Annotated in this window: 27 protein-coding genes and 3 pseudogenes; 9 read left to right on the forward strand and 21 right to left on the reverse strand. The window is 59.6% G+C overall.

Annotated features, from left to right (window positions below; all coding sequences use genetic code 11):
* Positions 1-54 precede the first annotated feature (54 nt).
* Positions 55-1,095 (forward strand): PepSY-associated TM helix domain-containing protein, encoded by a 1,041-nt coding sequence (locus tag H5V43_RS11070; RefSeq protein ID WP_025548348.1) that lies wholly within the window; start codon positions 55-57, stop codon positions 1,093-1,095.
* Positions 1,092-2,018, forward strand: a complete 927-nt coding sequence (locus H5V43_RS11075) for a 2-hydroxyacid dehydrogenase (RefSeq protein WP_025548349.1) — start codon at positions 1,092-1,094, stop codon at positions 2,016-2,018. The genes H5V43_RS11070 and H5V43_RS11075 overlap by 4 nt, the downstream gene beginning before the upstream one ends.
* 51 nt (positions 2,019-2,069) lie before the next feature.
* On the opposite strand, the gene H5V43_RS11080 is transcribed toward H5V43_RS11075, so the two are convergent.
* The 5 genes from H5V43_RS11080 to H5V43_RS11100 form a co-directional block, all read right to left on the reverse strand.
* Entirely contained in the window at positions 2,070-3,392 is a 1,323-nt protein-coding gene (locus tag H5V43_RS11080; RefSeq protein WP_128830712.1) for an aspartate aminotransferase family protein, read from the reverse strand.
* A complete protein-coding gene (locus tag H5V43_RS11085; protein ID WP_338055767.1) occupies positions 3,389-4,516 on the reverse strand; it encodes a phosphotransferase in 1,128 nt (375 codons plus the stop codon). The genes H5V43_RS11080 and H5V43_RS11085 overlap by 4 nt, the downstream gene beginning before the upstream one ends.
* A gap of 99 nt (positions 4,517-4,615) precedes the next feature.
* Positions 4,616-5,107: an Lrp/AsnC family transcriptional regulator gene (locus H5V43_RS11090; RefSeq protein ID WP_025548352.1), complete on the reverse strand. Its 492-nt coding sequence runs from the start codon at positions 5,105-5,107 to the stop codon at positions 4,616-4,618.
* A gap of 60 nt (positions 5,108-5,167) precedes the next feature.
* A complete protein-coding gene (locus H5V43_RS11095; RefSeq protein ID WP_193666657.1) occupies positions 5,168-5,830 on the reverse strand; it encodes a haloacid dehalogenase type II in 663 nt (220 codons plus the stop codon).
* A gap of 121 nt (positions 5,831-5,951) precedes the next feature.
* Positions 5,952-6,416, reverse strand: a complete 465-nt coding sequence (locus H5V43_RS11100; protein ID WP_037481985.1) for an Lrp/AsnC family transcriptional regulator — start codon at positions 6,414-6,416, stop codon at positions 5,952-5,954.
* A gap of 203 nt (positions 6,417-6,619) precedes the next feature.
* Here H5V43_RS11100 and H5V43_RS11105 point away from each other — a divergent pair, with 203 nt between their 5' ends.
* Positions 6,620-7,105 carry an Lrp/AsnC family transcriptional regulator gene (locus H5V43_RS11105; protein ID WP_025548354.1) on the forward strand — a complete coding sequence of 162 codons (486 nt, stop codon included), beginning with the start codon at positions 6,620-6,622 and terminating at the stop codon, positions 7,103-7,105.
* A gap of 147 nt (positions 7,106-7,252) precedes the next feature.
* On the opposite strand, the gene H5V43_RS11110 is transcribed toward H5V43_RS11105, so the two are convergent.
* The 4 genes and pseudogenes from H5V43_RS11110 to H5V43_RS23605 form a co-directional block, all read right to left on the reverse strand.
* A complete protein-coding gene (locus tag H5V43_RS11110) occupies positions 7,253-7,903 on the reverse strand; it encodes a copper resistance protein B (RefSeq protein ID WP_025548355.1) in 651 nt (216 codons plus the stop codon).
* 456 nt (positions 7,904-8,359) lie between these two features.
* A pseudogene (locus H5V43_RS11115) lies at positions 8,360-8,494 on the reverse strand (IS3 family transposase); the annotation flags it as partial.
* Between the two features lie 122 nt (positions 8,495-8,616).
* Entirely contained in the window at positions 8,617-9,069 is a 453-nt protein-coding gene (locus H5V43_RS23600) for a HipA domain-containing protein (RefSeq protein ID WP_025548357.1), read from the reverse strand.
* Positions 9,038-9,379: a hypothetical protein gene (locus tag H5V43_RS23605; protein ID WP_025548359.1), complete on the reverse strand. Its 342-nt coding sequence runs from the start codon at positions 9,377-9,379 to the stop codon at positions 9,038-9,040. The genes H5V43_RS23600 and H5V43_RS23605 overlap by 32 nt, the downstream gene beginning before the upstream one ends.
* Before the next feature lie 467 nt (positions 9,380-9,846).
* Here H5V43_RS23605 and H5V43_RS23610 point away from each other — a divergent pair.
* The 5 genes and pseudogenes from H5V43_RS23610 (at position 9,847) to H5V43_RS11145 (ending at position 13,383) form a co-directional block, all read left to right on the forward strand.
* A pseudogene (locus H5V43_RS23610) lies at positions 9,847-10,073 on the forward strand (AbrB/MazE/SpoVT family DNA-binding domain-containing protein).
* A 4-nt stretch (positions 10,074-10,077) separates the two neighbouring features.
* Positions 10,078-10,458: a type II toxin-antitoxin system death-on-curing family toxin gene (locus H5V43_RS11130; protein ID WP_025548361.1), complete on the forward strand. Its 381-nt coding sequence runs from the start codon at positions 10,078-10,080 to the stop codon at positions 10,456-10,458.
* 353 nt (positions 10,459-10,811) lie between these two features.
* Positions 10,812-12,050 carry a glycosyltransferase family 2 protein gene (locus H5V43_RS11135; protein ID WP_052816670.1) on the forward strand — a complete coding sequence of 413 codons (1,239 nt, stop codon included), beginning with the start codon at positions 10,812-10,814 and terminating at the stop codon, positions 12,048-12,050.
* The gene (locus H5V43_RS11140; RefSeq protein WP_025548363.1) at positions 12,047-12,472 is read left to right on the forward strand and encodes a GtrA family protein; all 426 of its coding nucleotides are present in this window, start codon (positions 12,047-12,049) and stop codon (positions 12,470-12,472) included. Before H5V43_RS11135 ends, H5V43_RS11140 begins: the two co-directional genes overlap by 4 nt.
* A gap of 176 nt (positions 12,473-12,648) precedes the next feature.
* A complete protein-coding gene (locus H5V43_RS11145; RefSeq protein ID WP_157846846.1) occupies positions 12,649-13,383 on the forward strand; it encodes a class I SAM-dependent methyltransferase in 735 nt (244 codons plus the stop codon).
* A gap of 38 nt (positions 13,384-13,421) precedes the next feature.
* On the opposite strand, the gene H5V43_RS11150 is transcribed toward H5V43_RS11145, so the two are convergent.
* From H5V43_RS11150 to H5V43_RS23625, 6 genes and pseudogenes are all read right to left on the reverse strand, one after another.
* On the reverse strand, positions 13,422-14,573 hold the full coding sequence (locus H5V43_RS11150; protein ID WP_193666658.1) for a glycosyltransferase family 4 protein: 1,152 nt from the start codon (positions 14,571-14,573) through the stop codon (positions 13,422-13,424).
* Positions 14,570-16,210, reverse strand: a complete 1,641-nt coding sequence (locus tag H5V43_RS11155) for a hypothetical protein (protein WP_025548366.1) — start codon at positions 16,208-16,210, stop codon at positions 14,570-14,572. Before H5V43_RS11155 ends, H5V43_RS11150 begins: the two co-directional genes overlap by 4 nt.
* Positions 16,211-16,598: 388 nt before the next feature.
* Positions 16,599-17,969 carry a hypothetical protein gene (locus H5V43_RS11160; protein ID WP_128830718.1) on the reverse strand — a complete coding sequence of 457 codons (1,371 nt, stop codon included), beginning with the start codon at positions 17,967-17,969 and terminating at the stop codon, positions 16,599-16,601.
* A 154-nt stretch (positions 17,970-18,123) separates the two neighbouring features.
* Positions 18,124-18,372 carry a transposase gene (locus H5V43_RS23615; protein WP_373278222.1) on the reverse strand — a complete coding sequence of 83 codons (249 nt, stop codon included), beginning with the start codon at positions 18,370-18,372 and terminating at the stop codon, positions 18,124-18,126.
* Positions 18,272-18,481 (reverse strand): annotated as a pseudogene (locus H5V43_RS23910) (transposase); the annotation flags it as partial. The pseudogene H5V43_RS23910 and the gene H5V43_RS23615, both read right to left, overlap by 101 nt.
* 160 nt (positions 18,482-18,641) lie before the next feature.
* Positions 18,642-18,917, reverse strand: coding sequence for a transposase (locus H5V43_RS23625; protein ID WP_306303079.1), 276 nt, complete (start codon positions 18,915-18,917; stop codon positions 18,642-18,644).
* Positions 18,918-19,340: 423 nt separating this feature from the next.
* Here H5V43_RS23625 and H5V43_RS11170 point away from each other — a divergent pair, with 423 nt between their 5' ends.
* Positions 19,341-20,420, forward strand: a complete 1,080-nt coding sequence (locus tag H5V43_RS11170) for an IS630 family transposase (RefSeq protein WP_025552325.1) — start codon at positions 19,341-19,343, stop codon at positions 20,418-20,420.
* Here the strand turns inward: H5V43_RS11170 and H5V43_RS11175 are convergent.
* From H5V43_RS11175 to trbJ, 6 genes are all read right to left on the reverse strand, one after another.
* Positions 20,371-20,631 (reverse strand): DUF2274 domain-containing protein, encoded by a 261-nt coding sequence (locus H5V43_RS11175; RefSeq protein WP_193666659.1) that lies wholly within the window; start codon positions 20,629-20,631, stop codon positions 20,371-20,373. The genes H5V43_RS11170 and H5V43_RS11175 overlap by 50 nt on opposite strands.
* A gap of 9 nt (positions 20,632-20,640) precedes the next feature.
* Entirely contained in the window at positions 20,641-21,903 is a 1,263-nt protein-coding gene (locus tag H5V43_RS11180) for a TraB/TrbI/VirB10 family type IV secretion system protein (RefSeq protein ID WP_025549548.1), read from the reverse strand.
* Positions 21,900-22,757 (reverse strand): P-type conjugative transfer protein TrbG, encoded by an 858-nt coding sequence (trbG, locus tag H5V43_RS11185; protein ID WP_025549549.1) that lies wholly within the window; start codon positions 22,755-22,757, stop codon positions 21,900-21,902. Before trbG ends, H5V43_RS11180 begins: the two co-directional genes overlap by 4 nt.
* Complete coding sequence (gene trbF / locus H5V43_RS11190; RefSeq protein WP_025549550.1) at positions 22,754-23,530, reverse strand: conjugal transfer protein TrbF; 777 nt, start codon at positions 23,528-23,530, stop codon at positions 22,754-22,756. The genes trbG and trbF overlap by 4 nt, the downstream gene beginning before the upstream one ends.
* A gap of 1 nt (position 23,531) precedes the next feature.
* Entirely contained in the window at positions 23,532-24,827 is a 1,296-nt protein-coding gene (trbL, locus tag H5V43_RS11195; RefSeq protein ID WP_025549551.1) for a P-type conjugative transfer protein TrbL, read from the reverse strand.
* Positions 24,828-24,953: 126 nt separating this feature from the next.
* Positions 24,954-25,703: a P-type conjugative transfer protein TrbJ gene (gene trbJ, locus H5V43_RS11200; protein ID WP_025549552.1), complete on the reverse strand. Its 750-nt coding sequence runs from the start codon at positions 25,701-25,703 to the stop codon at positions 24,954-24,956.
* Between the last annotated feature and the right edge of the window lies 1 nt (position 25,704).

Here is a 25,704-nt window from a genome sequence, read left to right on the forward strand (position 1 = left end):
CCGGCATTTTCGTGCCGGCGGCCTGGCATTGCCCCTTCTTAACACAGGCATATCATGTCCCGGCTGCAATGGCTTCGCCTTCATCGCTATGCCGGCCTGACCATGGCACTTTTCCTGCTCGTTCAGGCGCTCACTGGCGCGCTGCTTCTATATCGTGGACCTATTGAGCGCCTGCTCGATCCCGCGGGCCAGACCAGCCGGGGAAGAGCTGCGCTTATTTCAGCGGGAGAGGCGGCACGCGCCGCCAACAGCGCAATGCCTGGCACGCATCTCCTCCGTCTGTTCGCGCCGGACACCGACCGCGCCACATGGTTCGCCCATATGTCCGATGCGGATGGCCGCCGCACCTATGCCTCGATCGACCCGGCCGGCGGCGCGGTGCTGCGGGCCGGCGACCTGACCCGCTTCCCCCTCGAAGCGGCGCTACAGATCCATTACCGCCTTCTCACCGGCCGAGCCGGGATGATGGTGATCGCACTTAACGGCCTGGCGCTGGCGATCATGGCGGTGAGCGGCGTCGGTTATTGGTGGCCCAGGCGCAATCCCGCCAAGGCGCTGGCAATTCGATGGAAGCTTTCCCCCCGCCTCGTCCTGCGGCAGGTGCATCGGACCCTGGGCGTTATCGCCAGCGGCTTTCTCATTCTCATCTCTTGCACGGGTTTCCTGCTCGTTTTTCCGGATCTGGTCGGGAGCGGGGTTTCCGTTCCGCCGGCAAATATATCGGCTCTTCAGATCGATCGGAGTGTGACCCTCGCGCAAGGCATTTTCCCCGGCGCGGCGCTCCGTGACATAAGGGTCGGTGGTGACAGGCTGACCGTCAATTTCCATGCGCCGGATCGGAATGGGCGCGCGGTCGATGTCGTCGCGGTGGCCTTGCCGTCTCCCCATATCTTGAGTGCCATGCCCGCCTCCCGCAGCCGCGCGCTCTGGATGGTCCTGCTTCCCATTCATACCGGCGAGTTCATAGGCCTTACCGGCTCCGCTCTCTGGCTGCTCGTCGCCCTCTCCCTAATCGCGCTGGCGCTCACCGGCCCGCTCATGTGGTGGCACGTTGCAACTCAGCGCCGCCGCGCTCCTCGAAAGGTTCCGACATGACCCTGCTCTACACCTCCGATCCTGCGCGCGGCCGGGTCTTGCGTGACATTTTCGCGCGGGAAGCGGCCGATATTGCCTTTGTCGAGCCGCCCGAAAGCTACGATCCGAGCGCCATCCGCTATCTGGTCGCCTGGAGTCCCTCGGCGGAACTGATCGCGAGCCTTCCCAATCTGGAAGTTCTCTTCTCGATCGGTGCCGGGGTCGACCAATTCAACATGGACGGTCTGCCGCCCCATATTGACGTGGTGCGGATGATTGAGCCCGGGATCGTGGCGGGCATGGTGGAATATGCGACGATGGCGGTTCTGATGCTACACCGCGACGTTATCGCCTACCGGGAAGCCCAGCGGGAAGAGCGCTGGTCACCGATCAAGCTCGTTCCGGCGCAGCATCGTCGCGTCGGGGTCATGGGCCTGGGCCAATTGGGTCAGGCTGTGCTCGAAGCGTTACGCCCATTTGGCTTTGCGCTATCGGGCTGGAGCCGTTCACTGCATCGGCTGGCGGGCGTGACATGTCATGCCGGCACGACGGGGCTTGGTGACTTCCTCGCCGAATGCGACATTCTCTTGTGCCTTCTCCCGCTGACGCCGGAAACGCGCGGCATCCTGTGCCGCGACCTGCTCTTGCAACTGCCCCGGGGCGCGTCGCTCATCAACGCCGCGCGTGGCGGCCATCTCGTGACAGAGGATCTGCTGGCCTTGCTCGATGAAGGCCATATCTCCGCAGCCTTGCTTGACGTCACCGATCCCGAACCGTTGCCGACAGGCCACCCTATCTGGAGTCATCCCCGCATTCTGCTCACCCCGCATGTCGCGAGCATGACGCGCGCGGACAGCGCCGCCCACGCCCTCATCGCCAATATCCGCCGCCATCGGGCGGGAACAGCGATGGAAGGCAAGGTAGAACGCAGCACAGGCTATTGAAAGCACGACAGGCAAGTCGGAACCGGAGGGGTTTGCCGCCCCTTCGGCATTTTAAAGCTCCAGCGCCTTGTCCAGCACATCGACGAACAGATCGACATTCTCCCGGCTGAAGATCAACGGCGGACGGATCTTGAGGATGTTGTGATCCGCGCCGCACGCGCTGATCAGCACGCCGTTCTCACGCATGGCATTCACGACCTGGGTTGTTCGGGCACGGTCGCTCGCCTGGCTCTCCTGGTCCGTCACGATATCGGCGGCAACGAAAAGGCCAGCGCCGCGCACATGCCCGAGGCAAGCGTGCCGCTCCCGCAAGGCCTCGACTCGGCTCAGGAGATAAGCCCCGACATCACGGGCGTTGTCCATGATATGGTCGCGCTTGATGACCTTGAGCACCGCCGCCGCCGCTGCGCAGGACACCGCGTTGCCCGCGAACGTGTTGAAATAGCGGGAACTGCGCCCGAACTCCTCAACCACGTCATGCCGGGTCAACAGACCGGCAATGGGCTGTCCGTTGCCCATGGGCTTGCCAAGCGTCACGATGTCGGGATCAATGCCATGCCGCTGGAACCCCCACATATGGCTCCCGGTCCGGCCGAAGCCCGGCTGCACCTCGTCGGCGACGAAAATGCCGCCGGCTTTGCGGATTGCCTCGACTGCACCCTTCAGAAATCCGGGCTCTTCGGGAAGGATGCCGTCACTCGTAAAAAGTGAATCCACGATGAGCATGGCAGGCCGGATACCGTGTCTCTTCATATCGGCGATCGCCGACTCCACGTCGCGCGCGAAGCGTTCGCCGACATTGGGACCGGTACGATAGGCCGCTGGCGCGGGAACGGTGCGCACATGCATCCCCAGCGGAACGCCCTCACCCAATGTCGGAGAGAATTTCGAAACCGCGTCGGTTATGCCATGATAGGCGGTCTCAGTGACGATGACACCGGTTCCGCCAGTGCGAACCTGCGCGATGCGATAGGCAAGATCGTTCGCTTCGCTGCCTGAGCCGGTCAGCATCATATGCGACAAATCGCCCTCCACGGTCGAAAGCAGACTGTCGGCGAGCTCAAGGATGGTTTCGTGCAGATAGCGCGTGTTTGTGCATAGCGTCGCCACCTGTCGGGTGATCGCTTCTACGACATCAGGATGGCAATGGCCGAGCGACACGACATTGTTGTAGGTATCGAGATAGCGCCGTCCATCGGGGTCGTAGAGCCACACACCCTCGCCACGGACGAAATGGAGCGGCTTTTGGTACATCAACCGATAAGCAGGCCCAAGCAGCCGGTCGCGCTGTTCGATCATCCGCGCCTCATGTGCATCGAGTTCGACTTGCCCGGGGATGAAGGCGTTTACGGAGGACACATCCACGAAGGTCATTCATTGTCTCCTGACTGGCAGAATTGAAGCAAACGGCGGCTGGCCTCGGCCCGAGGCAGCTGGTCGATATGGTCGAGGCCCGCCCATGCGAGACCGTTATTGCGCATGATATAGGCGCGATTTTCGGGGTAACGTGTCGCGCGCCATTCGGTGATGAGCACCGTGATAACAAGCCGCGCCATCACCAGGTCCAGCATCACGGTCTGCTCCCCCGGCTCCAGCTGCAGCCGACCGTGATAGGCGCCGATCATTTCCGCTGCATTCCGAAGCGGGTCGGGACCGTCCACCAGTTGATAGGCAGCGGCAGTCGCGATCTCGCCCACGAGCGGCCCGTGGATCACATCGCCAAAATCGATGATAGCCGCCACCTCGTCGGTGCGGTCTGGTCGGACCAGCACATTGCCTAGGTTGAAATCATTATGGATCACCTGCGCGCGCAGCTTGGTGAGTGCCGGCAGTGTGTTTGTCTCATAATGATCCATGAAGCGCCGGACGAGCACGCGCCGCGCCGGGTCGGCAATGCTGTCGATCATCCCGGCAAGGCGATGCGCGGCCGCCACGTTCCAGAGCAAATCATGTTCTGCCGCCGGATGGACAAAGTCATGAAGGGCCCGATCGAGCGAGGCGAGACAGCGGCCCAGCGCCTGACGCAGCGCTGTCGTCCTAGGCGAGGCGACAAGCGGCGTTCCCGGCAGGAATGTCAGCATCCGAAGGATCGAAGCGCGACCGTCGGCCAAGGATATGTCCGTGTGGTACCGCCCGTCGAGGGCCGCCACTGGATGTGGCACGGGCAATGAAGGCGCCGCCTCCTTGAGATGATTGAGCACAGCATTTTGCAGATGCACGATTTCGCGCGCTTCGGCGGGGTTCGATATCTTCAGCAGGAACTGGCTGCCGTCGGGGGCGGTCATCCTGAAGTTGCGATCCCTTTCTCCACTCAGTTCAACGGCATGGAGCGCCTTGCCGAAGATGTTTCGCGCCAGGTCTTCTGCATCCTGCGCGCCGAGTTGGGGCGGCTGGGTGGTAAGCGTCGGATCGAGTAGCATATTTCGCCCCATGTTGATCGAGCCGCGATGGTATTTCCTGCGCAACCCGACAGATTTCGACGTTCCGCATGCTGGCATGCTATGAGGGACATGCTGCCGTAAAATGTGCCGAATTCGTGCGGAGTGCCGATCGATCAGGCTGAGATTTGAAACGGCTCGAGCATCTTTATGCCCATGTCAGTCCGCCGATTGAACGAGATCGAGGAACCCGCGTTGCCCGACCTCAAAACTGCGCACGACGAAATAACTGAAATAGCGGTCGACCAGACCGCTTTCCTCGACGATCTTCATGATCGTTTGGGAATAATGCGACACCGACCGGGTCACGAACTTCAATATATAGTCGCAATCGCCGCTGATGCGCGCGCAATCCTGAAGTTCGTCGATAGTCTTCAGCTTCTGCTCGAAGCGCGATACCGTTCCCATACGCCTGTCATGCAACGTGATCTCCGCGAATACCGTGACCAGTTCGCCGATCGCCGCAAGATTGATACGTGCGCCATAGCCGGTGATGTAGCCCGCCGTTTCAAGGCGATCCACCCGCGTCAGGCAAGGGCTGGGCGACAGACCCACCTTCTCCGCCAAGGCAGAATTGGTGATACGGCCATTCTTTTCGAGAACGGCCATGATTCGCAGGTCGGTCGCATCCAGCTTGACGGTCCTTTTCACGGCAGCGGCAATTCCTCTATTCAGCGAAGTTGAAATGGCCGGCCATCAGCACCCGCGATCTCAAAGTCCCAGCAATGCCGGCAGATCGTTGAAATCGCGAATGCGGGTGAGACCATAATGTTCTGTCGGCGGCTCATGACCGCGATCGACAAAGACCTTCGCGCCAAACCCGAGATCGTGGGCAGTCATCAGATCGTAGCGGGGGCTCGATGACACATGCATCATATCTTCGGGCGAACAGCCCAGGCGATCGAACATATATTCGAAGGGCCGCATGAGCGGCTTGTAGGCACCCGCCTCCTCCGCCGTCAGCACGGCGTAGAAGGGCACGCCGATGTTGCGGGCGCTGTGTGGGATCAGGTCCACCATGCTATTGGACAGGATGACCAGCGGATAATGATCGGCGATTCGCGACAGCGGACCCGGAACGTCCGGGTGCGGTTGCCACGTCGGAACGGCATCGTATAAAGCCTGCGCATCCTTGGCTTCGAAAATGACGCCGTGCTTCCGACACGTACGCTCGATTGAATTGGCGACGACATCATGGAAAGGCTTCCAGGCACCAAGAACCTCGTCAAGGCGATAGGCGCGAAAGGATGCCAGAAAGGGCTCCATTTCCGATGGGTCTACCCGCTCGGCAAAAATTTCGCGGGCGGTCGGCCCCATGATGAAGTTTATCATCGTTCCATAGCAGTCAAAGCTGATAAATTTGGGTCTGAACACCGGGCCGTACCTTTGCTGTCGTTGAAGAGCCTGATGAATAGCGTCTCTTTATCGACAATTTCCGCTGTGCATTAAATTGTCGGAAGCGAATTCTTCCAATTTTTGGCGCCTTCACCAAAGATCAATCGCTAAGCGGCAGCGACGAATTGCGGATCGGCGTGCTGGAAACGATGAATATGGAATAGCTTTGGATGCCGAGATCCGCTTGCCATATCTGTTCCAGAATTCGCGCCGGCCCGTCATAGCCCTGAGCAACGATTTTCACCAGATAATCGAATTTGCCGTTCACCATGTGGAACTCGACTACCTCGGCTATACGCAAGACGGCCCTTTCGAACCGCTCCGCCTCCGCCCGCCGATGGTTTTTCAAAATCACCTGCACATAAACGGTGACGAAATCGCCAAGCTTAGTGAGATCGAAATGGGCGTTATAGCCGATCACGATCCCCGCCGCCTCGAGCTTCTTGATCCTTGCCAGACAGGGACTGGCCGACAGTCCCACCGCTTCCGCCAGATCGACATTGCTGATGCGGCCGCTGCTCTGCAGCTTGCGGAGAATTTTGATATCGATCCGGTCGAGCTTCATTTCGCTGGTCTGTTTCCCCGTCCCATCTGCTTTCGGCAGGCCAAGGGGTCTGCCTGTCCATCATGAGGTAATGCCGCCAAAGATTCTGCGGTTCAGGAGCTTTGTACAATCCAAATATCAGGCTTGGACGTATCGAGCCGATGGATTCTGCCGACCGAAAAATCATAGCATCGGCCGCGCGGATCGCGCGGGTGGAGCGTGCAATGGAAAAACTGGACCGGTTGGATTTCAAGATATTGTCCTATCTCCAGGAACAGGGTCGCGTCACGAACGTCGGTCTGGCGAACGCCATCGGCTTGTCCGCCAGTCCATGTCTCAGCCGGCTGAAGAGGCTGGAGGATGCAGGTTACATAAAATCCTACGGTGCGCGGGTCGCGCTGGAGAAAATGGGCGATTACCTGATGGTGTTCACCGAGGTAACATTGGCCGATCACCGCGTTGCCGATTTCGGGCGATTCCTCGCGCGGGCGAGGGAAGTATGCGAAATCGTCGAGTGCCACCATGTCAGCGGAGGCTATGACTATTTTCTGAAGGTCGTCGCCCGCAGCGTCAGTCATTATCAGCGCATCATCGAGGGGCTGCTGGAGAGCGACGCGGGCATCGAGAAATATTTCAGCTATATCGTTCTGGGTTCTCCGATCATGCGCGACGGCTTTCCGATCGAGCGCCTGTTTGGGGGTGCGGAGTAGGGGACGGCCGACTGCTTCCATGATTGCCTACAGCCGTTGCGGCAGGCTCGTGCCTCCTGCCGAAAATTTACCGTCCGGCGCCGGTTGAGCTCGCCACGAATAGGCTCGCGACACGCCGACAGACCGAATCTTGGCAGATCTGAAAAGTCACAGGCTGAAGCCGAACCCGATCACCGCCATGGTCGACTGCAACGCATCGCCCGATTGACGCGCCAGCCGACGGGTGCCGCCAAGCAATCGTTCATGGACCACCGCTGTATAGATATTGATCTTGGGCGTCAGCCGATAGCGGAGGCGGAACGTCCCTTCGCCTTCGGTGAGGCCGGAAGCCATACCCTGCCCTGCCGCGCCCTGCGCGGACCATCCGACCGCCACGCGTGGTTCGAGATAGAGCCGCCCCGTGATCGGCAACTGGTAGATGAGTTGCCCTTCACCGGTCAGTTGCGCATCGTCCGAGAGGAAGAGGTAGCTCTCCCAGCTAAGGCGCGAGCCCACTGTGCCCTGCACTCCGATCGCGGCGTGGAAGTCGCGCGGATGGGGTTTGAAATCCTTCCGCACACCCGCCAGCCACGTCGTGTTTCCCACCGTATGTCCAAAGAAGAGGCGCGCCTGCACCTCATCGATCTGACCGCCGAGCGCTCCGCCTCCCTGGGTCACCAGCATGACCTGATCGGTCGCACCGCCGTAGGAAAAGGTGCCGTCGAGAAGAAAGGCATCGTCCCCCTTCCCCATCCGCATTTCGATAAGGTCGAAGCCGCCCGACAAGGTCAACGCGCTCGTTCCTTCATCCTGCGCCATCACTGGCGAGCAAATGGCCGCGAAACACAGCGCCGACAAGGCGACACCGAAGAAGCGTCGTTTCTGTCCCGATCCCCGTTGCGGCATGGAAGAACAATAATGGCCAGCGTACGGTGTTATCGCGCGAAGCCGCGCTTCCATTGCCCCTTAGGATGGCAAATTATTGCTGGCGCGCGGCAGCTTATGCCGCGATGCGAGGCGCAGAGCCAGAAGCAGGACCCATCACCAGACTACTGGCGGACGCGTGGTGGCCCGCCAGTAGTTCTGGTTTCTCTCGCGCTTGGCTCTGGCGGCGCGATGGAATGATATGGCGGAACATAGCCGCTTTCACACTGGCCTTAATGGCAACAATTCTGCTTTTCCCATTCGTTTCCGCTGGAGGAGCCGGTTCGCCATAACTATCGTCCAGTTGCACGCTGAAGCGCCCCGGCTTTTCAGGAGGCAGTTTTCATTGGGCTATGCAGCGATATCGAGGTTCTCGAGGTCTGCATAGTAGTTGTCTTCGGCCTCAGCGGGTGGAATGTGCCCGATAGGTCCGAAGAGCCGGTGATTGTTGTACCAACCGACCCAGCGCAGCGTTGCCATTTTCACGGTCGAAACGCTTGGTCCAGCGCTATTCAAGCGTCAGCGTCGATCACATGCGGGAGTCGATCAACAAACTGAGCTGAAGCAGATCAGCCCGCACTAGAGTCTCATGCATCGGCAACAAGCCGCTAGGTGTTGTCTGGTGAGGATACCCGCGTCGTGACCGCATCATAAAGCGGAGCGAAACGAACTGAAGTAAATGCTCTGGCATCCGGTTGGGCGATTTTGAGCAGCGCAAGGTTTTTGAGGTGCATGCCGCCATCGGCGATCAGCCACGCGAAAACCGCGCGGCGGAAGAGAATGTCGAGATCGGCCGCAGGGTCGGTCGACAGCGGCCGCAGTCCGCGCGCCATCCGCTCTATCGTCCCATCATATTTGGCCGAGGCGGGAAGATCCAAGATCGAACAGAAATCCTCAAGCGCGATCCGCCTTTGATCGCCCGGTCCTTGGCAGATGTCGAACCGCTCCACGATGAGCGCTGGGACCATGCCATCGGGCATCGCCGTCAGGGCGACATCCGGCACCGCAAAGCCGGCGGCTCGACCGAATTTAAGACAGAGCCATTCCACGATTGGCAGCATCTCGAAGCCAGCGGTGCCTGCCGGCTTGAGGATATGGGTGAATGGCAGATCGATGGCTGGGAGGAGTCCGCCATCGGGCCCAGAGCATGGGCGCCTTGATCTGGACGCCCGCCAGGCGCGGCGTTTCCGCGCGAGCGCATATGCGCGCGAGGTTCTGCTCAAAGCTCTCCTCGATCGCGCCGCGCGTCGCGCCATCATAGCGGCCGGTGAAGCGGCCTGCGTCGATAAAGCCGTTCAGCCTCGTCGTGAGAATGTCCGCCGGCAATGCCGCCAACTCGTCGCGGACCTCGACCACGGTGATGTTCGACATATACTCCCTACGGGACGTCATCGGGGCCACCCACTGGGGGCGCAGCCCCCCAGGTGCTCGAGGCACCGGGGGGGGGGGGGGGGCGAATGGTAGCTCCCGGTAGGCTGACCCATCCGCAGCTTACAGCTTGACGGGCCTCAACGAGATACAGGGGGGCGCTGCGCGCCCGTCTTTGCTGCGCCATCGGACCTTGTATCTGGGAGAAACGGCGATCAGCCGACAAGGGAATGTTTTCCTCCATCGGTTCGGCCAACCCTCTCAGGACAGCCGCTTGGCGAAGATTCCCGGCGGCAATCCGATCAAGAACGAGCGCGCCACCGCCTGCAAACGCGCCGGGGTATCCCTCACAGACTGGCCCGCAATGGCCGTCTGAGCGGGCGAACGGCAGATAGCCAAGCTCAACAAACACGTTGAAGTAGAGTTCTGCCGCCCTGGCCTTCCGTGAGCGGTTAAGTTATAACTTGCGTATGAACGGCGTTCTCAAGATCACGAAAATAGGCAATAGCGCGGGGGTAATACTACCCCGCGATCTTCTGGCACACCTCAATGTCAAGATGGGCGAAACCCTTTCGGTGGTCACCACACCCCGAGGGATCGAGTTGAGTGCAGCTGCGTCCGATTTTGACGCCCAGATGCAGCGGCCCGCGAGGTAATGCTTCGGCGCAAACGCTCGCTCCGCGAACTTGCCAAATAAATCCGTGCAGGATTGGATTTGGGTCTCATCCGCGGTCGCCATCGCAGCGCATGCCGAGCAGGTGGCCGAGAATGGCGGCGATGACGGTATACGAGACGAGGGCCTGCTTGATAGCGCCATAACGCGCCCGCTGAACCTTGCGACCTACGGCCAACCCGATGTCGCAGATTTAGCAGCTGCCTATGCGTTCGGTTTCGCGCGGAACCATCCTTTTGTGGACGGCAACAAGAGGACCGCTGCGGTAGTGAACGAAACATTTCTCGTGCTTAATGGCCATGAGCTGGCCGCCACGGATGCTGAATTGGTGGTGGCTTATGTTGCACTCGCAGCGGGTGAATTGTCTGAGGAGGAAGTGGCTGTCTGGTTCCGCCAGCACACCCGCTAGATGGTGTGATGGGCTCGTCCACAACGCTCGCCGTCTTAACCCTGACGGCGACAGCATGCGCTGCGCCAAATGCCTGCAGAAGCTTGACGACAGGCACGAACGAAGCAACAACAGGCGCAGCCAGCGCGGCCCTATCTCCGGTGGGCGACATCATCTCGGAAACGAGGGGCTGCCTCGTCAGAATCGGCAGCCAACGCGCGAATCTCACCATTTTGCTTAGTACATTGACCCGACCTAGTAGAATGGACTGAAGATTGGGGATAAGTAAGAAACGAAATTTTAGCCAGCGATATGCAAAAGCAGGCCTGCTCGCGTAAAAAGCGCGATCGCAGCGTAGGCCGCGGGGGGCTAGTATGACGGTTTATCAAACAGCGCAGAACTTGGTGTTGCCTGCCGACGACAAAGACGAAATCGCCGTCTCAATCGTTATGCCTTGCCTAAATGAAAGCGGCAGCCTTCCACACTGCATCGCCAACGCGCAGGACGCGCTGATGATTATCGCCGAGCGCCACGGCATTTCCGGCGAGGTAGTGATCGCCGACAACGGTTCGACTGACGGCAGCCAAGCACTTGCCCGTTCGCTAGGAGCACGGGTCGTAGATGTGGCCGAGCGCGGCTATGGCGCGGCGATCATCGGCGGGTTCGGTCAGGCCCGGGGCCACATGCTAGTGATGGGCGATGCTGATGGCAGTTACGATTTCACTGATAGTGTGGAAATGGTTGGTCGGCTCCTCGAAGGTGCTGACCTGTGCATTGGATCGCGCTTCAAGGGCGGAATCGCCCGAGGCGCAATGCCGTGGAAAAATCGCTACATCGGCAACCCCGCATTAACCGGCGTACTCAATCTGTTCTTCCGTTCGGAAATTAGCGATGCTCATTGTGGACTGCGTGCCATTACGCGCGAGGCGTTCGCAACCTGCGGGCTGACCTCGAGCGGGATGGAATTCGCAAGCGAGATGGTTATCAAGGCTAGCCTCAAGCGCTTACGGATCGCGGAAGTGCCAGCAACCCTTTCACCAGATTTGCGTGATCGCCCGCCTCATCTCCGGCCATGGAGAGATGGCTGGCGACACTTGCGCTATCTGCTGATGCTGAGCCCGACCTGGGTGTTCGGAGTGCCGGCGCTGATGGCGATGCTGACCGGCCTGGCCATCCTCGCAACGGCCTTTGCCTTCCAGATTGGTCTTGCTGCCGGAACCGGGCCGTTCGGGACAAGTTGGACCATCGCCGCCGGTTTCCTGCTGACGACCGGCCATTTTGCCGGGATCATGGCCTTTGTCACGCACATTCATGGTGTACGGCGCGGCTACCGTTCGCTGCGGCCGTGGATCGCGCGCAATACCAGCATGCTCACACTGGAGCACGCGTTGGCATCAGGCCTGGGACTGATCGGGATCGGAATCGCGGGGCTCGCCGCAGTCGGCTGGCGCTGGTCAGAGAGCGGCTTTGTCGCACTGCCTTCGGTGCTTCCGCTTGTGGTGGCGAGCGATTTTGCGGCAATCGGCCTGCAAACAGCGCTGGGAGGCTTCATGCTAGCGATCATCACCGATCATGATACTCACTTTGGGCGCGCTATGGGTTCGCGAGGGTGAGGACCGAACTCTACGGGATCGGCTTACGGGAGGTTTGCAGGTTCCTCGCTGTTGGCGCTGCGTCGGCGGCTCTTAATACTGCGATCATCGTAGTGCTCACTGAATTATTTGGTCAGCCATATCTCGTTTCATTTGCGATCTGCTTCTTCCTAGTTAACATCTTCGGTTTCATTACCAATCGCAGTTGGACATTTCGTGTTAAACATAGCCGGTGGAAGTGGCAATTCCTGCGCTATTTTGTGCTCTCATTTGCGAGCCTTCTGCTGTCGATGGTAATCAGTGTGGTTCTGGTGCGTCAAGGTATCGCCTATTGGATTGCGGTCTATGCTTCGGCTGCGTTAATGGCGCCCGTAAACTTCATTGCGATGCGTTTCGCAAGTTTTGGCGTGTCGAAGCGGCCAGCAGGTGCGTTGTTCCAATGAGGGGGGCTATTCCAACTTCTTCAGCACCGCAGGTCTGCGATGGATTGCACCATCTGTGCTCATATGGCGCGACGCCACGGATCGTCATAAACACCGGCCATCCAGCCTCGCCGGTTGTTGAGATATGGCAGTGCGGCATGTGTAGGCATGGTGTGACCCGCCCAGCGATGGAGGACGTGTCGGTTCTTTATGCGGGCCGGGAGAGTGAAGATTTCCTAGCCCGCGATCCTTCATGGGTCACACAAATAAAGACACTTGCATTTTTGCGACTGGCGCGCCGATTGGTGGCTTTTGCTCAAGTTCCGCCAAAGTTGATCGTCGATTTCGGCACCGGCAACGGCATGCTTGCTCGCAGCCTGGCAGCCATAAAAAGCGATGCAAGAGTATTCGCTCTCGATTTCTTTTCTGATCCTCCCGGTCCGATGGAGGGAGCGGCCTACTTACCATTCGAAAAGGCATCGAGCCTGACAGGAAAGGTTGATCTATTGGTAGGCTTCCACGTCCTAGAGCATGATGACAATCCGGGGCGCCTCCTTCATAAGATGACCGATCTGCTCCGGCCTGGTGGAACCGCCATCCTCGAGGTGCCAAACATCGACTGCGTATGGACACCATGGTTCGGCACGGCCTGTGCGAACTGGTATGCACCTTTTCACCGGGTCCATTTCAGCAGACGTAGCCTTGCGGCACTGTTTACGCAGCACGGTCTGGAAATTGTGGACCAGCAGAACATCTGCGGTCCAACCATAGCGTTCAGCCTTGCCAACCGCCTCGGGTGCAAGCCGGGGGCACCATTCTTTGCCGTCGGCCTGCTGTTTCGTCCGGTACAGTGGCTTGCCGAAAAACTGACGGGTCGCCCGAGTGCGTTACGGATCGTGGTGCGCAAACCGGCCCACGCGGACACTCAATAGGCTTCCGCCATTCTGTCGGGCGCCTCCTGCGGCTGGCTTCAAAAATTGATGGAACGCTCGACCTGTTCGAGCGAGTGGTCAAGCGAGAGTCGCTCGTGATTGCGGGCATACCAATCGGCGGTCCTCTGACGCCAGCCGACGGGGTCGCCCACCATCGCCAGTAGCGCTTCTGCCAGCGATTCCGGATCGGACTTGGCAACGAGACCGTTTTCGCATGGGCTAACGAGTTCAATCGCAGCGTTGTCGGGCGCCTCGACGACCACTGTCGGAATTGAGCGGGCCGAAGCTTCTACCACGACTAGACCATACCCTTCGCGTTCAGACGGCTGTACAATGGCGAGCGCTTCGCCCATCGCACGCTCGAGTTCGGCTTCGGATACGAACCCCGCGAAAGTGACCACGTTCTCCAGCCCAAGTGTGCGGGCCTGTGCGGTCAGCGCATCACGATCGGGTCCATCGCCAAAGATGTTCAGGCGTATATCCGGGTGGTTTACGTGAAGGAGGGCGAAGGCATCGAGTAGAAGGTCCACGCGTTTGGGTGCAACCAGCCGTCCGGCATAGAGCAGCGTCGGAACGCTACTTGGTGCGCAGGACGGTTTCGGACCACCGGTATATGCACCTGTCAAATGGACGAACTGCCTTCCAAGTCCGGCAAGCCGGTTTCCATGAAGGCTACTGAACACGAAAGCCCTCTGGGGGATTTTCGCGCAAAGTGCCTGAACCCCGGCGCCGATCGGACCCAACCGACCCAGATATTCGCGCCAATAACTGGCCGTCCACACCTCGAACCAGTCGACGTCGAGGCTGAAGCGGCACCACAGCCGCGCCGCGCCGAGCGCAAGCAGCGAGAAAAAAGGGAAGCTTGCCGTGTGCACATGGTCGTAGTGACGCCCTTTGCGCACAAAATGCGCGAAAACGCCAATGCCAAAACGCACTGGCGGCCAGATCCGGCGTCGTTCGCCGACGTAGAGCGGCATAACCGGACCAACCGGAACAACCGTGACCCCGGCTATTGCCGGCGCATTGTCCGCATTCCACTGGCGTAGGGTGAGGTATGTAACTTCATATCCCCTCGCGGCAAAACGCTCCGCCAGCGCACGATACCATCGCTCGGCGCCACCCACGGTCCAAGGATACAGGCAGTCATAGACTACGCAAATGCGCTTTGGGATGGCTGGTACGTCAGTCATGGTGCAGCAACCCGGCATCCGGCAGCGGCAAATACCGAGCGACTGCGCTGATCTATCGCGTTCATCGGCCCAGGATCGACGCGATAAAGGCGATTTATACCGGCATAGATACCACCATGCGGTACGGCGATGCTCGCATGGTTCGCGCACACGAAACGGGCGATCCGTTCAAGGTCGGCAAACGAGGATGCGATCAGACGGATCGGTCTATTGGATAGGTCGGGCTGGTTGAGCGCGAGGTCGCCGAGGAAAGGCGCGTGCTGCTGGTCGACCAGAACGTAGTCGGTACCGCTAGCGGCTATGCTCGCCTCCGCTTCGGCATAGGCGCCGTACTGCTGGTGGGCAAGGTACATCTGCACGGGCAGTTGCAGTAACAGTGACATAGTAGCCCCGCGCCATATGAAAGGCCGCAAGCGATCACGCTCCCCAGCGAGCGCGCGCCAGCCATAACCGCTTAAGAGCGCCGCATTGCCAAGCAACCCGTGCAGGTAGCGGTAGCCAAAGCCATAGCCTTGCGACGCTAGGATGACAGTCATCACGGCGACAGTTAGCAGGATACCGCCAGCGAGCGCCTGCGCCATGCGATGGTGCCGGGTCGCCCGAAAACCGGCGAGCAGCAGCGGTATAAAGCCCAGCCACTGCCAGGTCGCGAAGCGTAGCAGGTTTGCCGCCATCACCGGAATCGCTCGATAGTTGCTAGCCAGCATGTCCCCAAGCCGGTCGGTGTAGCCCGTGCCCGAAGCGACAATCGAATGCGGTCCGGCAACGAGTCCGATCATCAGGTGTGGCCAGATCATCCAGAATGCCATGATCGCCCCATAGCCGACGGTGAACACCGCCAATCGTGCCCACTGCTTTTCGGCCAGCATGAGCAGGAAAAACGGTGCCACAAACATCGGGTGAGGGAGCGGCTGATGCAGGCCCGTGGCGAGGAAACCCACAATCAGCGCCGCTAGATCGGTGGCGCGTCCGCGCTTGAGGAATAGCCATAGCCATAGGAGGTTGGCGGCCAGGTGTGCGGGCATGGCGAAAGCTGTCATCCCGGTCAGCACGACTTGGCCCGATAATGCGAGCGTAAGTACCGCAATCGAGGCGGCCTCGCGATCCTCAGGCCACAGCAGCCGTGCGCACCGCCAGACGGCGTACAACGCGAGCGCGCTCAGCAGCGGTCCAGTCAGCGCGGGATCAGCAAACTTGCCCACTACCGCACGCAACATGGCATTACCGGGAAGATAGGCCGATATCCACGCTTCCGGTCGGGTGACTGGCAGCATGAAGCGCAGATTCAGCGCATCAGCGTGTTCCTGCCAAGCCGGGGGAAGCGGCCAAACCAGCCGACCATGCGCGAACACGATCGAATCGAACACCGCCATCTGCTCGTCGCGTGCATGGTCGAAGCCAAACAGGACTGCACGGTGTCCCCACCAACATACTGCCACCATGGCGATGGTCTTCAGGATGAGCGTACGGTTCCCGAACATGATCGGCCGTGTGGGGGCAAAGGGACTGAAGATCACAAGGGCGACAAGGATCAACTCAAGGCCAAGCAGCGGGAAATCCTGCCGACCTAACAACATTCCGGCAATGTCGAAGTTAGCGAGAACCGACAGTACGCTCAAGACAGCGATCAGCGCCACGCTGCGCCAAGCGAGGATCGGCAGATCCGGTATTATCGCTGGCCCCGTTCCAGTTGTTTTGAGGCCGCATCGGGGCCAAAACGCCCTCATACCCACTCCTTGTTATGCTGCGGGCACCGTCCGTCTCGAACATCGGCCTGCCCAATATCAATGTAGATCAGTATGGTTTACCAAGTATTGACAAGATTACGTGTCAATCCGCGCGCGATAAACCATCAGCGTCACCTCCCCTGCGCCGGAGAGTGCCTGATCATCCGCTAATCTCGCGTGCCAACGGGACACCTGTTCCGGGCCTTGTTCAAAATGAAGCCTCTTCCAACAAACGAGAAGCTCCGGAAACCCCGGGACGCTTCACCCCCCTTAGGGGAACTTCCAAATAACTCGCGCCTCAAAGCCTCGCATCGCTCGAATCTGCCCGCGCATGACGAACATTAAAGCATGGCGGAACCCGCTCGCCCCTCTTGGGATCTCCGAAACTGTATATGTAATATGGAATGCTATCATAGCCCGCATCGACGCGAGCGACAGCATTCCGGTCCAACTCAACACTAGAAAGTAAATAAAATCCGCCCTGCTGTTCCCGTTGAACGAGCCACTTCGACAGAGCCGACGTGTCGTTCAATACATGAGGAAAGTTCCAGCGGGTAAATGTTGATGCGCAATCGGCCCCAACTCGCTGAAACGGCAGATCCAATTCGGCAAACACTGCTTGCGGCAGAGATTGCGGGGCTCCGACCCAGGGAGCATTTTCCAACCCCTTCCGGCGGATGATCGATGCCATTTTCGGTGCCGTATCGAATGGAAGGAGGAAATTCATGGTTGCTGTCGCTATGCCCAGACACGCGAGACCTACGATCCAGACGCGCACTAAGGTTGTCATTTCTCGTCTTAGCGACAGTGCGACAAACAGAATTGAAATGATCATCAAATGACGAAGCAACAGCGGATATACAAAAATTGAAAATAAAAATGTAACAAATAAAAATACAAAAAAATATAATCTCTCAATCCAAAATAATTGTTGATGAATCATATATATTAAAATTGGAAACATCAATGCGTTGATTAAATAAAACGCGTTCCATCTTGGCTGAAATGGGAAAACCAACTGGCCCATGCGAGAAAACCAACCAAACGCATCCCAATATAGGCTCGATGGATGGAGTGCTGGAACAATATCACTTGGCGGAATAACTGATATTGCAGCAACAACGCCTGAAATGAACCAAGGAGCAACACGCCAATGGAACATCTCTCGCCATCTCAGTGATAAAAACACGATAGAAACCACACCGAACAAAAAATCAGTGAGCGGCAATAATCCGATCAGGACCCAAAATGCGCGCTTGTTCCAAAATCGAACAACCGCGAAAATAATCATTATTCCAAGACTTCCACTGCGAGAAATCGTGTTGAACTCAAACAGGATCGGCTCAGACAGAAGCACGCAGACACGCAACCAAAGAGCCTGATTCGTAAAACTAAAAACAATAAATATTGTTATCAACCCACAAAAGGTCGCAGCAATTTTTAAAGCTAAGCCATTACCTACAGCGAACGCAATGAATCGAAGAAAAATGTACCAAAGCGGCGGGTGCCCTTCATATCGCAAATGCTCCGCCAAGGCTGCTAAGGTCGGGCTCGATGTAGCGATTTGGAGCGCCTGCCATTCATCCTGCCACGGGACATGAGTCCAAATCAGTGAAAGCTGCAGCACGATGATGAAACTACATGCAAGCCAATCTTCCTTTAGTTTCATTTTTCCTCACCACAGCATAATACACTGCCAAATAAAGAACCTATTCTTTCACATAAATCAACAAGCGTATTAAGCCAAACCAACTCGCCTATGCCACTCGCAATGGCGCTCAGACTTTTCCGGTTCGGCTGATGCAATGGTTGATCGCCGTTCTTTAGGCGGCGTGGACAAATTTGAGCCAGTATCTGGCGGTAGCGAGATGCACCATACCGAGGAAGCTATTGGCCAGTTGGTCGTAGCGCGTGGCGATGGCGCGGTTGATTTTGAGATGGCCGAACATGCGCTCGATGCGGTTGCGCTTGTAGAGCTCTCGGTCGTGTTCGATCTTCACGGCGGTTTGATCGACCGGGGATGACAGCCTCGATATTCCGTTTGGCGAGGTCAGCGCGGATGGCCTCGGCATCGTATCCCTTATCGGCAAGTAAAGCGTCGGGCGCGCACTCGGGCAGGCCAATAAGGGCATCATAAGCCTTGCAGTCCGCGGACTCGCCGCCTGTCAGCAGGATGGCGATCGGTCATCCGAGGGCATCAGCCAGGCACTGAAGCTTACTGGTGAATCCGCCCCGCGAGCGGCCAAGAGCGCGTCGATGAATCCCCCTTTTCCGCCCGCTGCCGAGACGTGGGCGCCGACTGTGGTGCTGTCGATGCTGTAGTGGCCGCTGTCGGCAAGCGTCACAGCGACGGTCTCCCAGACCCCGGCCTCGCTCCATCGCCGGAACCGCCGATAGATTGTATTCCAACTGCCGTATTTTGCGGAACGTCGCGCCACGGAGCACCGCAGCGGAGCCGCCAGAGAATGCCGTTGATGATTGGGCGGTTTTGCTCCGGACGCCTGCCACGGCTACGGTTCTCGGGCTCAATGGGTAGCGAGGCCTTCAGAACCCTCCTCTCTGCTTCTGTAAGATCGCCCCGGCTCAAGCCTACCTCCAAAAGGGAACCTTGAATCAACCCTTCGCCGCCGGGTCAATCACTTCCGTGGGACGCGGTGCGCTCTTTGCCAGCAAAGCGCTCCCAATGCGAAAGGGAGGGCGAAGAATAGTGCGTATTCTGCCAATATTCAGCCAAAACCCCCGGTATCGCGCTTGGCTCAAGGAGCGGCAGGAGCAACGGGAACAACATGATCGGTGGCGTGACCCAAAGCGACACCGCCGCCCGTTTCCAAAGCGTCGCGGTGCTGGGAGGCGTTATAAACCAGCGCCAAAACCTCCGGCCGATGTGTTCAGAACTCGCCATGAGCTGGAACATACCTCGCAGACGCCGAGATGCTACCATCTCTCCATCGGTATTTGTCCACGCCGCCTAGTGGATTGATCGGAACGGACGAGTCTTATTGGGGATTCCCGACGCTGATGCGGCGTGCGACACTGCGGAATGCGTACTGGTATCAGCATTTCCGTCACGGCCTCGGACAGGGCTCGGCTTGAGGCTATCGCTGCGGCGCGGAGCTCGCCGCAGAAGCACGCTTGGCGAGCGCGGATCATTCTCCTGACCGATCAGGGTCTCGGAACCAATGCGATCATGGCGGCCACCGCCAAGTCCAAGACTTGCGTGTGGCGCTGGCAGGAACGCTTCATGGCCGAGGGGGTCGAGGGCTTGCTGCGCGACAAGACCCGGCCACCGGGCATCGCGCCGCTCGACGCCGTGCTGGTCGACAAGGTCGTGGCGTTGACGCTGGAGCCGCCTGCTCACGAAGCGACGCACTGGACGGTTCGCGCGATGGCCAAGGCAGTTGGCATCGCCGCGTCCTCGGTCGTGAAGATCTGGCACGACCACGGCCTTGCTCCCCACCGCTGGCGCAGCTTCAAGCTGTCCAATGACAAAGCCTTTGCCAAAAAGCTTCACGACGTCGTCGGGCTTTATGTCTCGCCGCCGGCTCACGCCATCGTGCTGTCGGTTGACGAAAAGAGCCAAATCCAGGCACTCGATCGCACGCAGCCGGGGCTGCCGCTGAAGCGTGGCCGCGGGGCGACCATGACGCACGATTACAAGCGCAACGGCACCACCACCCTGTTCGCCGCGCTCAATATCCTCGACGGCTCGGTGATCGGCCGCAACATGCAGCGCCACCGGCATCAGGAGTTCATCCGGTTCCTCAACGCCGTCGAAGCCGAACTGCCGGCCGACAAGGCCGTCCACGTCATCCTCGACAATTATGCGACCCACAAGCAGCCCAAGGTCCGCGCCTGGCTGGCCAGACGTCCGCGCTGGACCTTCCACTTCGTGCCGACCTCGTGCTCATGGCTCAATGCCGTCGAAGGCTTCTTCGCCAAGCTGACCAGGAGGCGCCTGAAAAACGGCGTCTTCCACTCCGTCGTCGACCTACAGGCTGCCATCAACCGCTTTATCACCGAGCATAACCAAGAACCGCGCCCGTTCGTCTGGAAGGCTCATCCCGACAATATCATCGCTGCCGTTCGGCGCGGGCACCAAACGTTGGAATCAATCCACTAGGCACATTCCTGCTCTTGACGAATACTCGATCACTCTCAAGGAATGCTTCTAGCATCGCCGGTATCAACTCAGTGATAGGTTCCTCTCTTCCGTAAGTCTGGCTATATAACGCTGCATATTCGACAACCGCCCGATGAAGGTCAGGGAGAATCGAAATTGTGAGCTTTACCGGCGTTCGCTCGGGAATGCGCGGCAGTTTCAGATCAGCCATGTGCTCCTCCTATTCTTTCCATGGCGGCAGGACGAGATCTCGATGGACCAGCAATCGTACCGGCGTTCCCGGACGAATGATGATCGTCGGCTGCACCTGCAGATTACGCGAAGTGATCTGATCGCCCGCCCGGGACACATTCTGCTGGGCCGCCTCGCGGACAGCCCGCACCAGATCGCTCTCACCGGAAATGGAGAGATTGGCGCCAACACCCAGCAAGGTCGATATCGCCACACCCTGCAGCAATCGCAGGCTATGATAATCGGCCTTGTCCGCCAGCCCTGCATAACCGGACGTGTCGGTCGCCGGCGCATTGTCCAGCCGGATTGCACTGCCGTCGGGCATGATGATGCGCTGCCAGATGACCAGGGCGCGGTTCTGCCCATAGCTGATGCCGCTATCGTAGCGGCCGATCAGCCGCGCGCCCTGCGGAATGAGCAAGGTTCGACCGCTTGGACTGTCATAAACACGTTCCGAGACCTGAGCGGTCACAAGGCCGGGCAGGTCGGATCGCAGGCCGGTGATCAGGCTGGCGGCAATCACACTACCGGCCGACACTATGTTCGGTGACATGGGCGGCTCCATGCTGTGCGAATTGATGTCGCTCTCCGCCTGAGACGACATCATGAAACGCTGCTTCCTCGCCTGCCGGTTTGGATCGAGATCCTGATCAGGCCCCGACGCCTCTGGCACGTGTGCCGTCGGCGTAACCTGCGACGTTGCCGCAAGTTCGGGGCTGGCCGCTTCTCCAGCCTTTTGCGCGGTGATCGCCAGCAAGGAAGATTGCCGGGCAGCTTCTAGATCGGCAGCGGCTTTTTCGCGGGCGGCAGCCGCAGCTCTTGCATCAGCGTCATCGGGCCGTACACCAGCCAAATCACCCTCTTCCCGTTGCCGCTTCAGGATCGGGCGTCCCAGATCGCCGGGCAATGGCTGTCCGAGCTGCGGCACCGCATCATAGCTTTTGGGCAATCCCGCCAACTGATCCGATGGCAGGCGCGAAGACTCGGCCTCATTCATCGACATGCCGATATCTTTAGGCCGATACGGCGCCAGCGCCCACCACATCGTAGCCGCCATTCCAATGGCGAAAATGGCGACACCGCCCACCAGAATATTGCGCCTGAATCTCAGCGCTTTTATCGGTTGAGCCCGCATTTGCAGCGCTGCCGGATTTTCCTTTGGCCGAACTTCTTCCGTCGATGCGTGAGCAGCGCTCTCTCCCAGCCGTTCGTCGCTCGACGGGATCTCTGTCGGCGCCTCCGATCCGCTCATGACGCCCTCCGCCGGCGAGTTGAGCCAGTCCGTACGACCCTCACAACCTGCTGTTTTCTGGTGCCAAAACGCAGTTCAGCCTGGTCGAAGATCCGGTCGACGATGTAGAAGCGGTCCCTGAGCCGATAATTCACGAGCTGCGCCTCCCCCTGGCCATCCACCAGAAAAAGTGGAGGCGCATCGCCAACAACGATCGACGCTGGAAACTCGATATAGGTCTGCCGGCCGTCATCAAAAGCGCGGAGCGGACGCCACGTCGGGGTATCGCCCGAAATTGCATAATTGAAATGCAGCTGCTCGACCTGAATGCCTGCCGCGATGGGTTCGGCGGCACGGGCCGCGTCATTCGCGCGGCGCAGCGCCAGCAGGGCATCTTCGGGATAGCTCCACGAAATGCCCGTCAGCGCGGTCCGCGCAGTGCTGAACAGCGCCAGGTGATAAGCACGGCGATCGGTCGTGATGAGCAAGTTTGTCGACAGGCCGGTCAGGCTGGGCTTGACCAATATATGAGTCCGCTTAGTCGCTCCGTTACCGCTGGACGTATCGCCTATGACCCAGCGAACGGTATCCCCGCTGGCGACGGAGACGAGCATTTCCCCCTGCTCCAGCGCGATGTCCGTTATCCGTTCGGGCGCGGTGATCAGCTTATAGATCGTCCCAGCCGAATAAGGATAGACCTGCACTGCATTCAAGAAGGCATCGGTTTTGGGGCCCAAGGTGGCATGGCGATTGGCGAGTTCGACATTTGTCAGGCCGCGATTCTGCGCCTGCGCCGACCTGTTTCCCCGATCGGCGATGGCGGGCGATGCGATCATGGCCAGCATGGCGAACGAAATGGTTGATTTATGGATCATGGCTGCGCCTCCATCCTGTCGGCCGATGGGTTGGAAATGGCTGTTGCCGCCGCTGTCCGGGACGGGGCCGATCGTACCTGGGTGGCGTCGCCCTCGATCTCCCGGCTCCAGCCAATCGCATCGACATAGATGCCGAGCGGATTACGGCGGAGATCATCGGCGGTTCGCGGAACCTTGGTGACGATAGTCAATATCGCCGTCCAGCGCGACGAGCCCGCCTGGCTTCCCCGCTCATATTCGCTCTCGGTCCATTTCACCTGAAAGGACCTGTTCGACGCGCGCAGGACGCTCGTCACCTGCACCGAAGCCGTCTGTTCACCGATCCGGGCGAAGGGTTGCCGCGCCCGCGCATATTCCCCCAGGAAAATGGCGCCCCGTTCGCTGGCAAAATCATAAGCCTGCAACCAGTTCCGGCGCATCAGCACAGGATCGAGCGACACGCCGCGTACATTCTCTATGAAGCGCGCCAGCTGATAGGCGATTTGCGGATCGGTCGGCTGATAATCCGCCTCGGCCTGCGACACCGCCCTCGCTTCACCCAGTCGATCCACCTCTACGACATAGGGCACAACGCGGCTTTGCAGCGATTGCCAGATCAGGCCTGATGCCATCGCGCTCGACAAGGCCAACGTACCGAAAGCCATTAATCGCCAGTTCCGCGCCTGCACGCGCGCGCTCCCGATCCGCTCGTCCCAGAGCTGACCCGCTCGCTGGTACGGAGTTTCGGGCGCGGGAGTCTGGCCATAACGCTGGACTGCTCGTCGAAAGATCATCTCAGTCGTCCTTTTCGTGAATGTCGGGGGTGACGGACGCGCCGCCGCGATCACCTTCCTTCAATGTCTGCGCGGCAAGGTGACGGTGATGGCGCCCGTCCTGCCGGCGTTGCATCGCTTGCGCCCAGTCCGGTACATCGCCCTGCTTTGCTCCGGCCGATTTTGCACCGCCCGTGCCCAGCGCCGACCAGGCCGCCTCCCGTCCACGCTCGGCGGCGGCGGCGATACCCAGGCTGCTTGCCGCCTTGTTGCGGACGGCATGTCCGGCTGCCGTGGCGACACCACTCAGGCCGGCAGCCATGCCCGACGAGCCGGAAGTCTCCTGGCCTAGCTTGTAGGCTGCCTGCGCCGCCGTCCCCATCATGGTGCCGGCCCGGATCGCGGATAGTGCGCCACCGGCAAGCGCTCGGCCGCCACCGATCGCGGCGGCACCGCCCAGAACCGCGACCCCGGCGGCACCAGCCGCGCTGCCAACGGCGGCGCCCGCTCCCAATTGCGGCGCTCCGGCGGCAAGGCCCGACGCCATGGCAGGCGCAAAGATGCCAAGGCCGAACAGGGCCAGCGCCGCCAGCACCAGGCTCATGGCGGCGCCGATGTCGGGTTCCTGCCCCTTGAGGGCATCTACCATCTGCGAAAAGAAGCTGGAGCCGATCCCGACAATCACGCCCAGCACCATGACCTTGATGCCGGAACTCACGACATGACCCAGCACGCGTTCAGCGAGGAAGCTCGTGCGGTTCCAGAGCGCGAAGGGAACGAGAATGAAACCCGCCAGCGACACGAGCTTGAACTCGATCACGGTGACGAACATCTGCACGGCAAGGATGAAGAAGGCCAGAATGACGATCACCCAGGCGAACAGCAAAATGGCGATCGTCAGAAAATTGTCGAAAAAGCCGGTGAACCCCATCAGATCGGACGCCTGATCGAGCAGCGGCCACGCCGCCTCGAAACCGGCTCCAGCCAGCCTTCCGGGCTTCAGCAGATCCTCCGCCGAGATGCTGCCCCCACCCGCCGTCAGCCCGGCCGCGGCAAAGGAACGGAAGATGATTTCGGAAAGAGAGGAGAAGCTGTTGATGATGAAGGCAAAGGCGCCAACGAAGAGGATTTTCTTCAGGAACCGCCCGATCACATCATGCTCACCGCCCATCGCCCAGAAAAGCCCTGCGAGGGTCATGTCGATGCCGATCAGCGTGGCCGTCAAGAACCGCACATCGCCGCCCAGCAGGCCGAAGCCGCTGTCGATATAGGCGATGAAAGCCGCGAGAAATTGGTCGATGACATTGAGATCATTCATGAGACAGAATCCTCATGGACTTTGGTGTCGCGGAGCCCCGCTGCGAGAGGGGCTGTTGATGAGCGAGGCTCCGCGACGAGGCAGCGTCCGGCCGTGGGGGAGCGGCGGGACCGGCGCTGCCTCATCTCAATTCCGGTTATAGGCGGTGCCGGACCCAAGAAATTGCCTGGTCGCCGCCCGCGCATCGGCTTCCGCCTGGATCCGGCGCGCCTCTTCGACCGCCTGCGCGCGGAAATGCGCGGCCATCATATTTTGGATCTGAAGCTGCTGCTTGGTGGCCAATGCCAGCAACTGGTTGGTCGCCTGGGCCGCCTGCAATGCGCCCTCGGCGCCCTGGCTTTTCCCTACAAGCGTTTCGATGGCGTCAGCGTCCTGGGCGACGTTGCCCACCACCTGCGACTGGATGCGCATGGACTGTTGATACGCATCCTTGGCAGCGTCGAAACGTTCCCGCGCGGATGCCAGGCGTTCGTCGCTGCGCATCGCAGCGTCGTAATTGTCGGGAAACAACCGCTTGAACTGGCTGTCGAGCGTGTTGATCCGAAAGTCGATGCCCTGGGCAGCCGCCATCAACTGGTCGACGGCGCGCAATTTATTCGTCAGCTCGGTGAGTTCGGGAAAGCTGATGCGGCTCAGATTCTTCGCCATGTTGGTCAGCATCGACGCTTCATTCTGAAGCGACTGGATCTGCTGGTTGATCTGCTGGAGCGTTCGGGCAGCGGTCAGCAGGTTCTGCGCATAATTGGCGCTGTCGAATACGGGGATGGCATAAGCGGGCCGGCTCTGGAGGAGCAGACCACCGCCCATCGCACCGGCCCCGCCCAATGCGAGGACAGAAGCCACCAGATATTTGCGGAGCGGAATGCGCGCTTTCATC

It is taken from the genome of Sphingobium fuliginis, from assembly GCF_015074805.1.
Taxonomy (GTDB): Bacteria; Pseudomonadota; Alphaproteobacteria; order Sphingomonadales; family Sphingomonadaceae; genus Sphingobium; species Sphingobium fuliginis.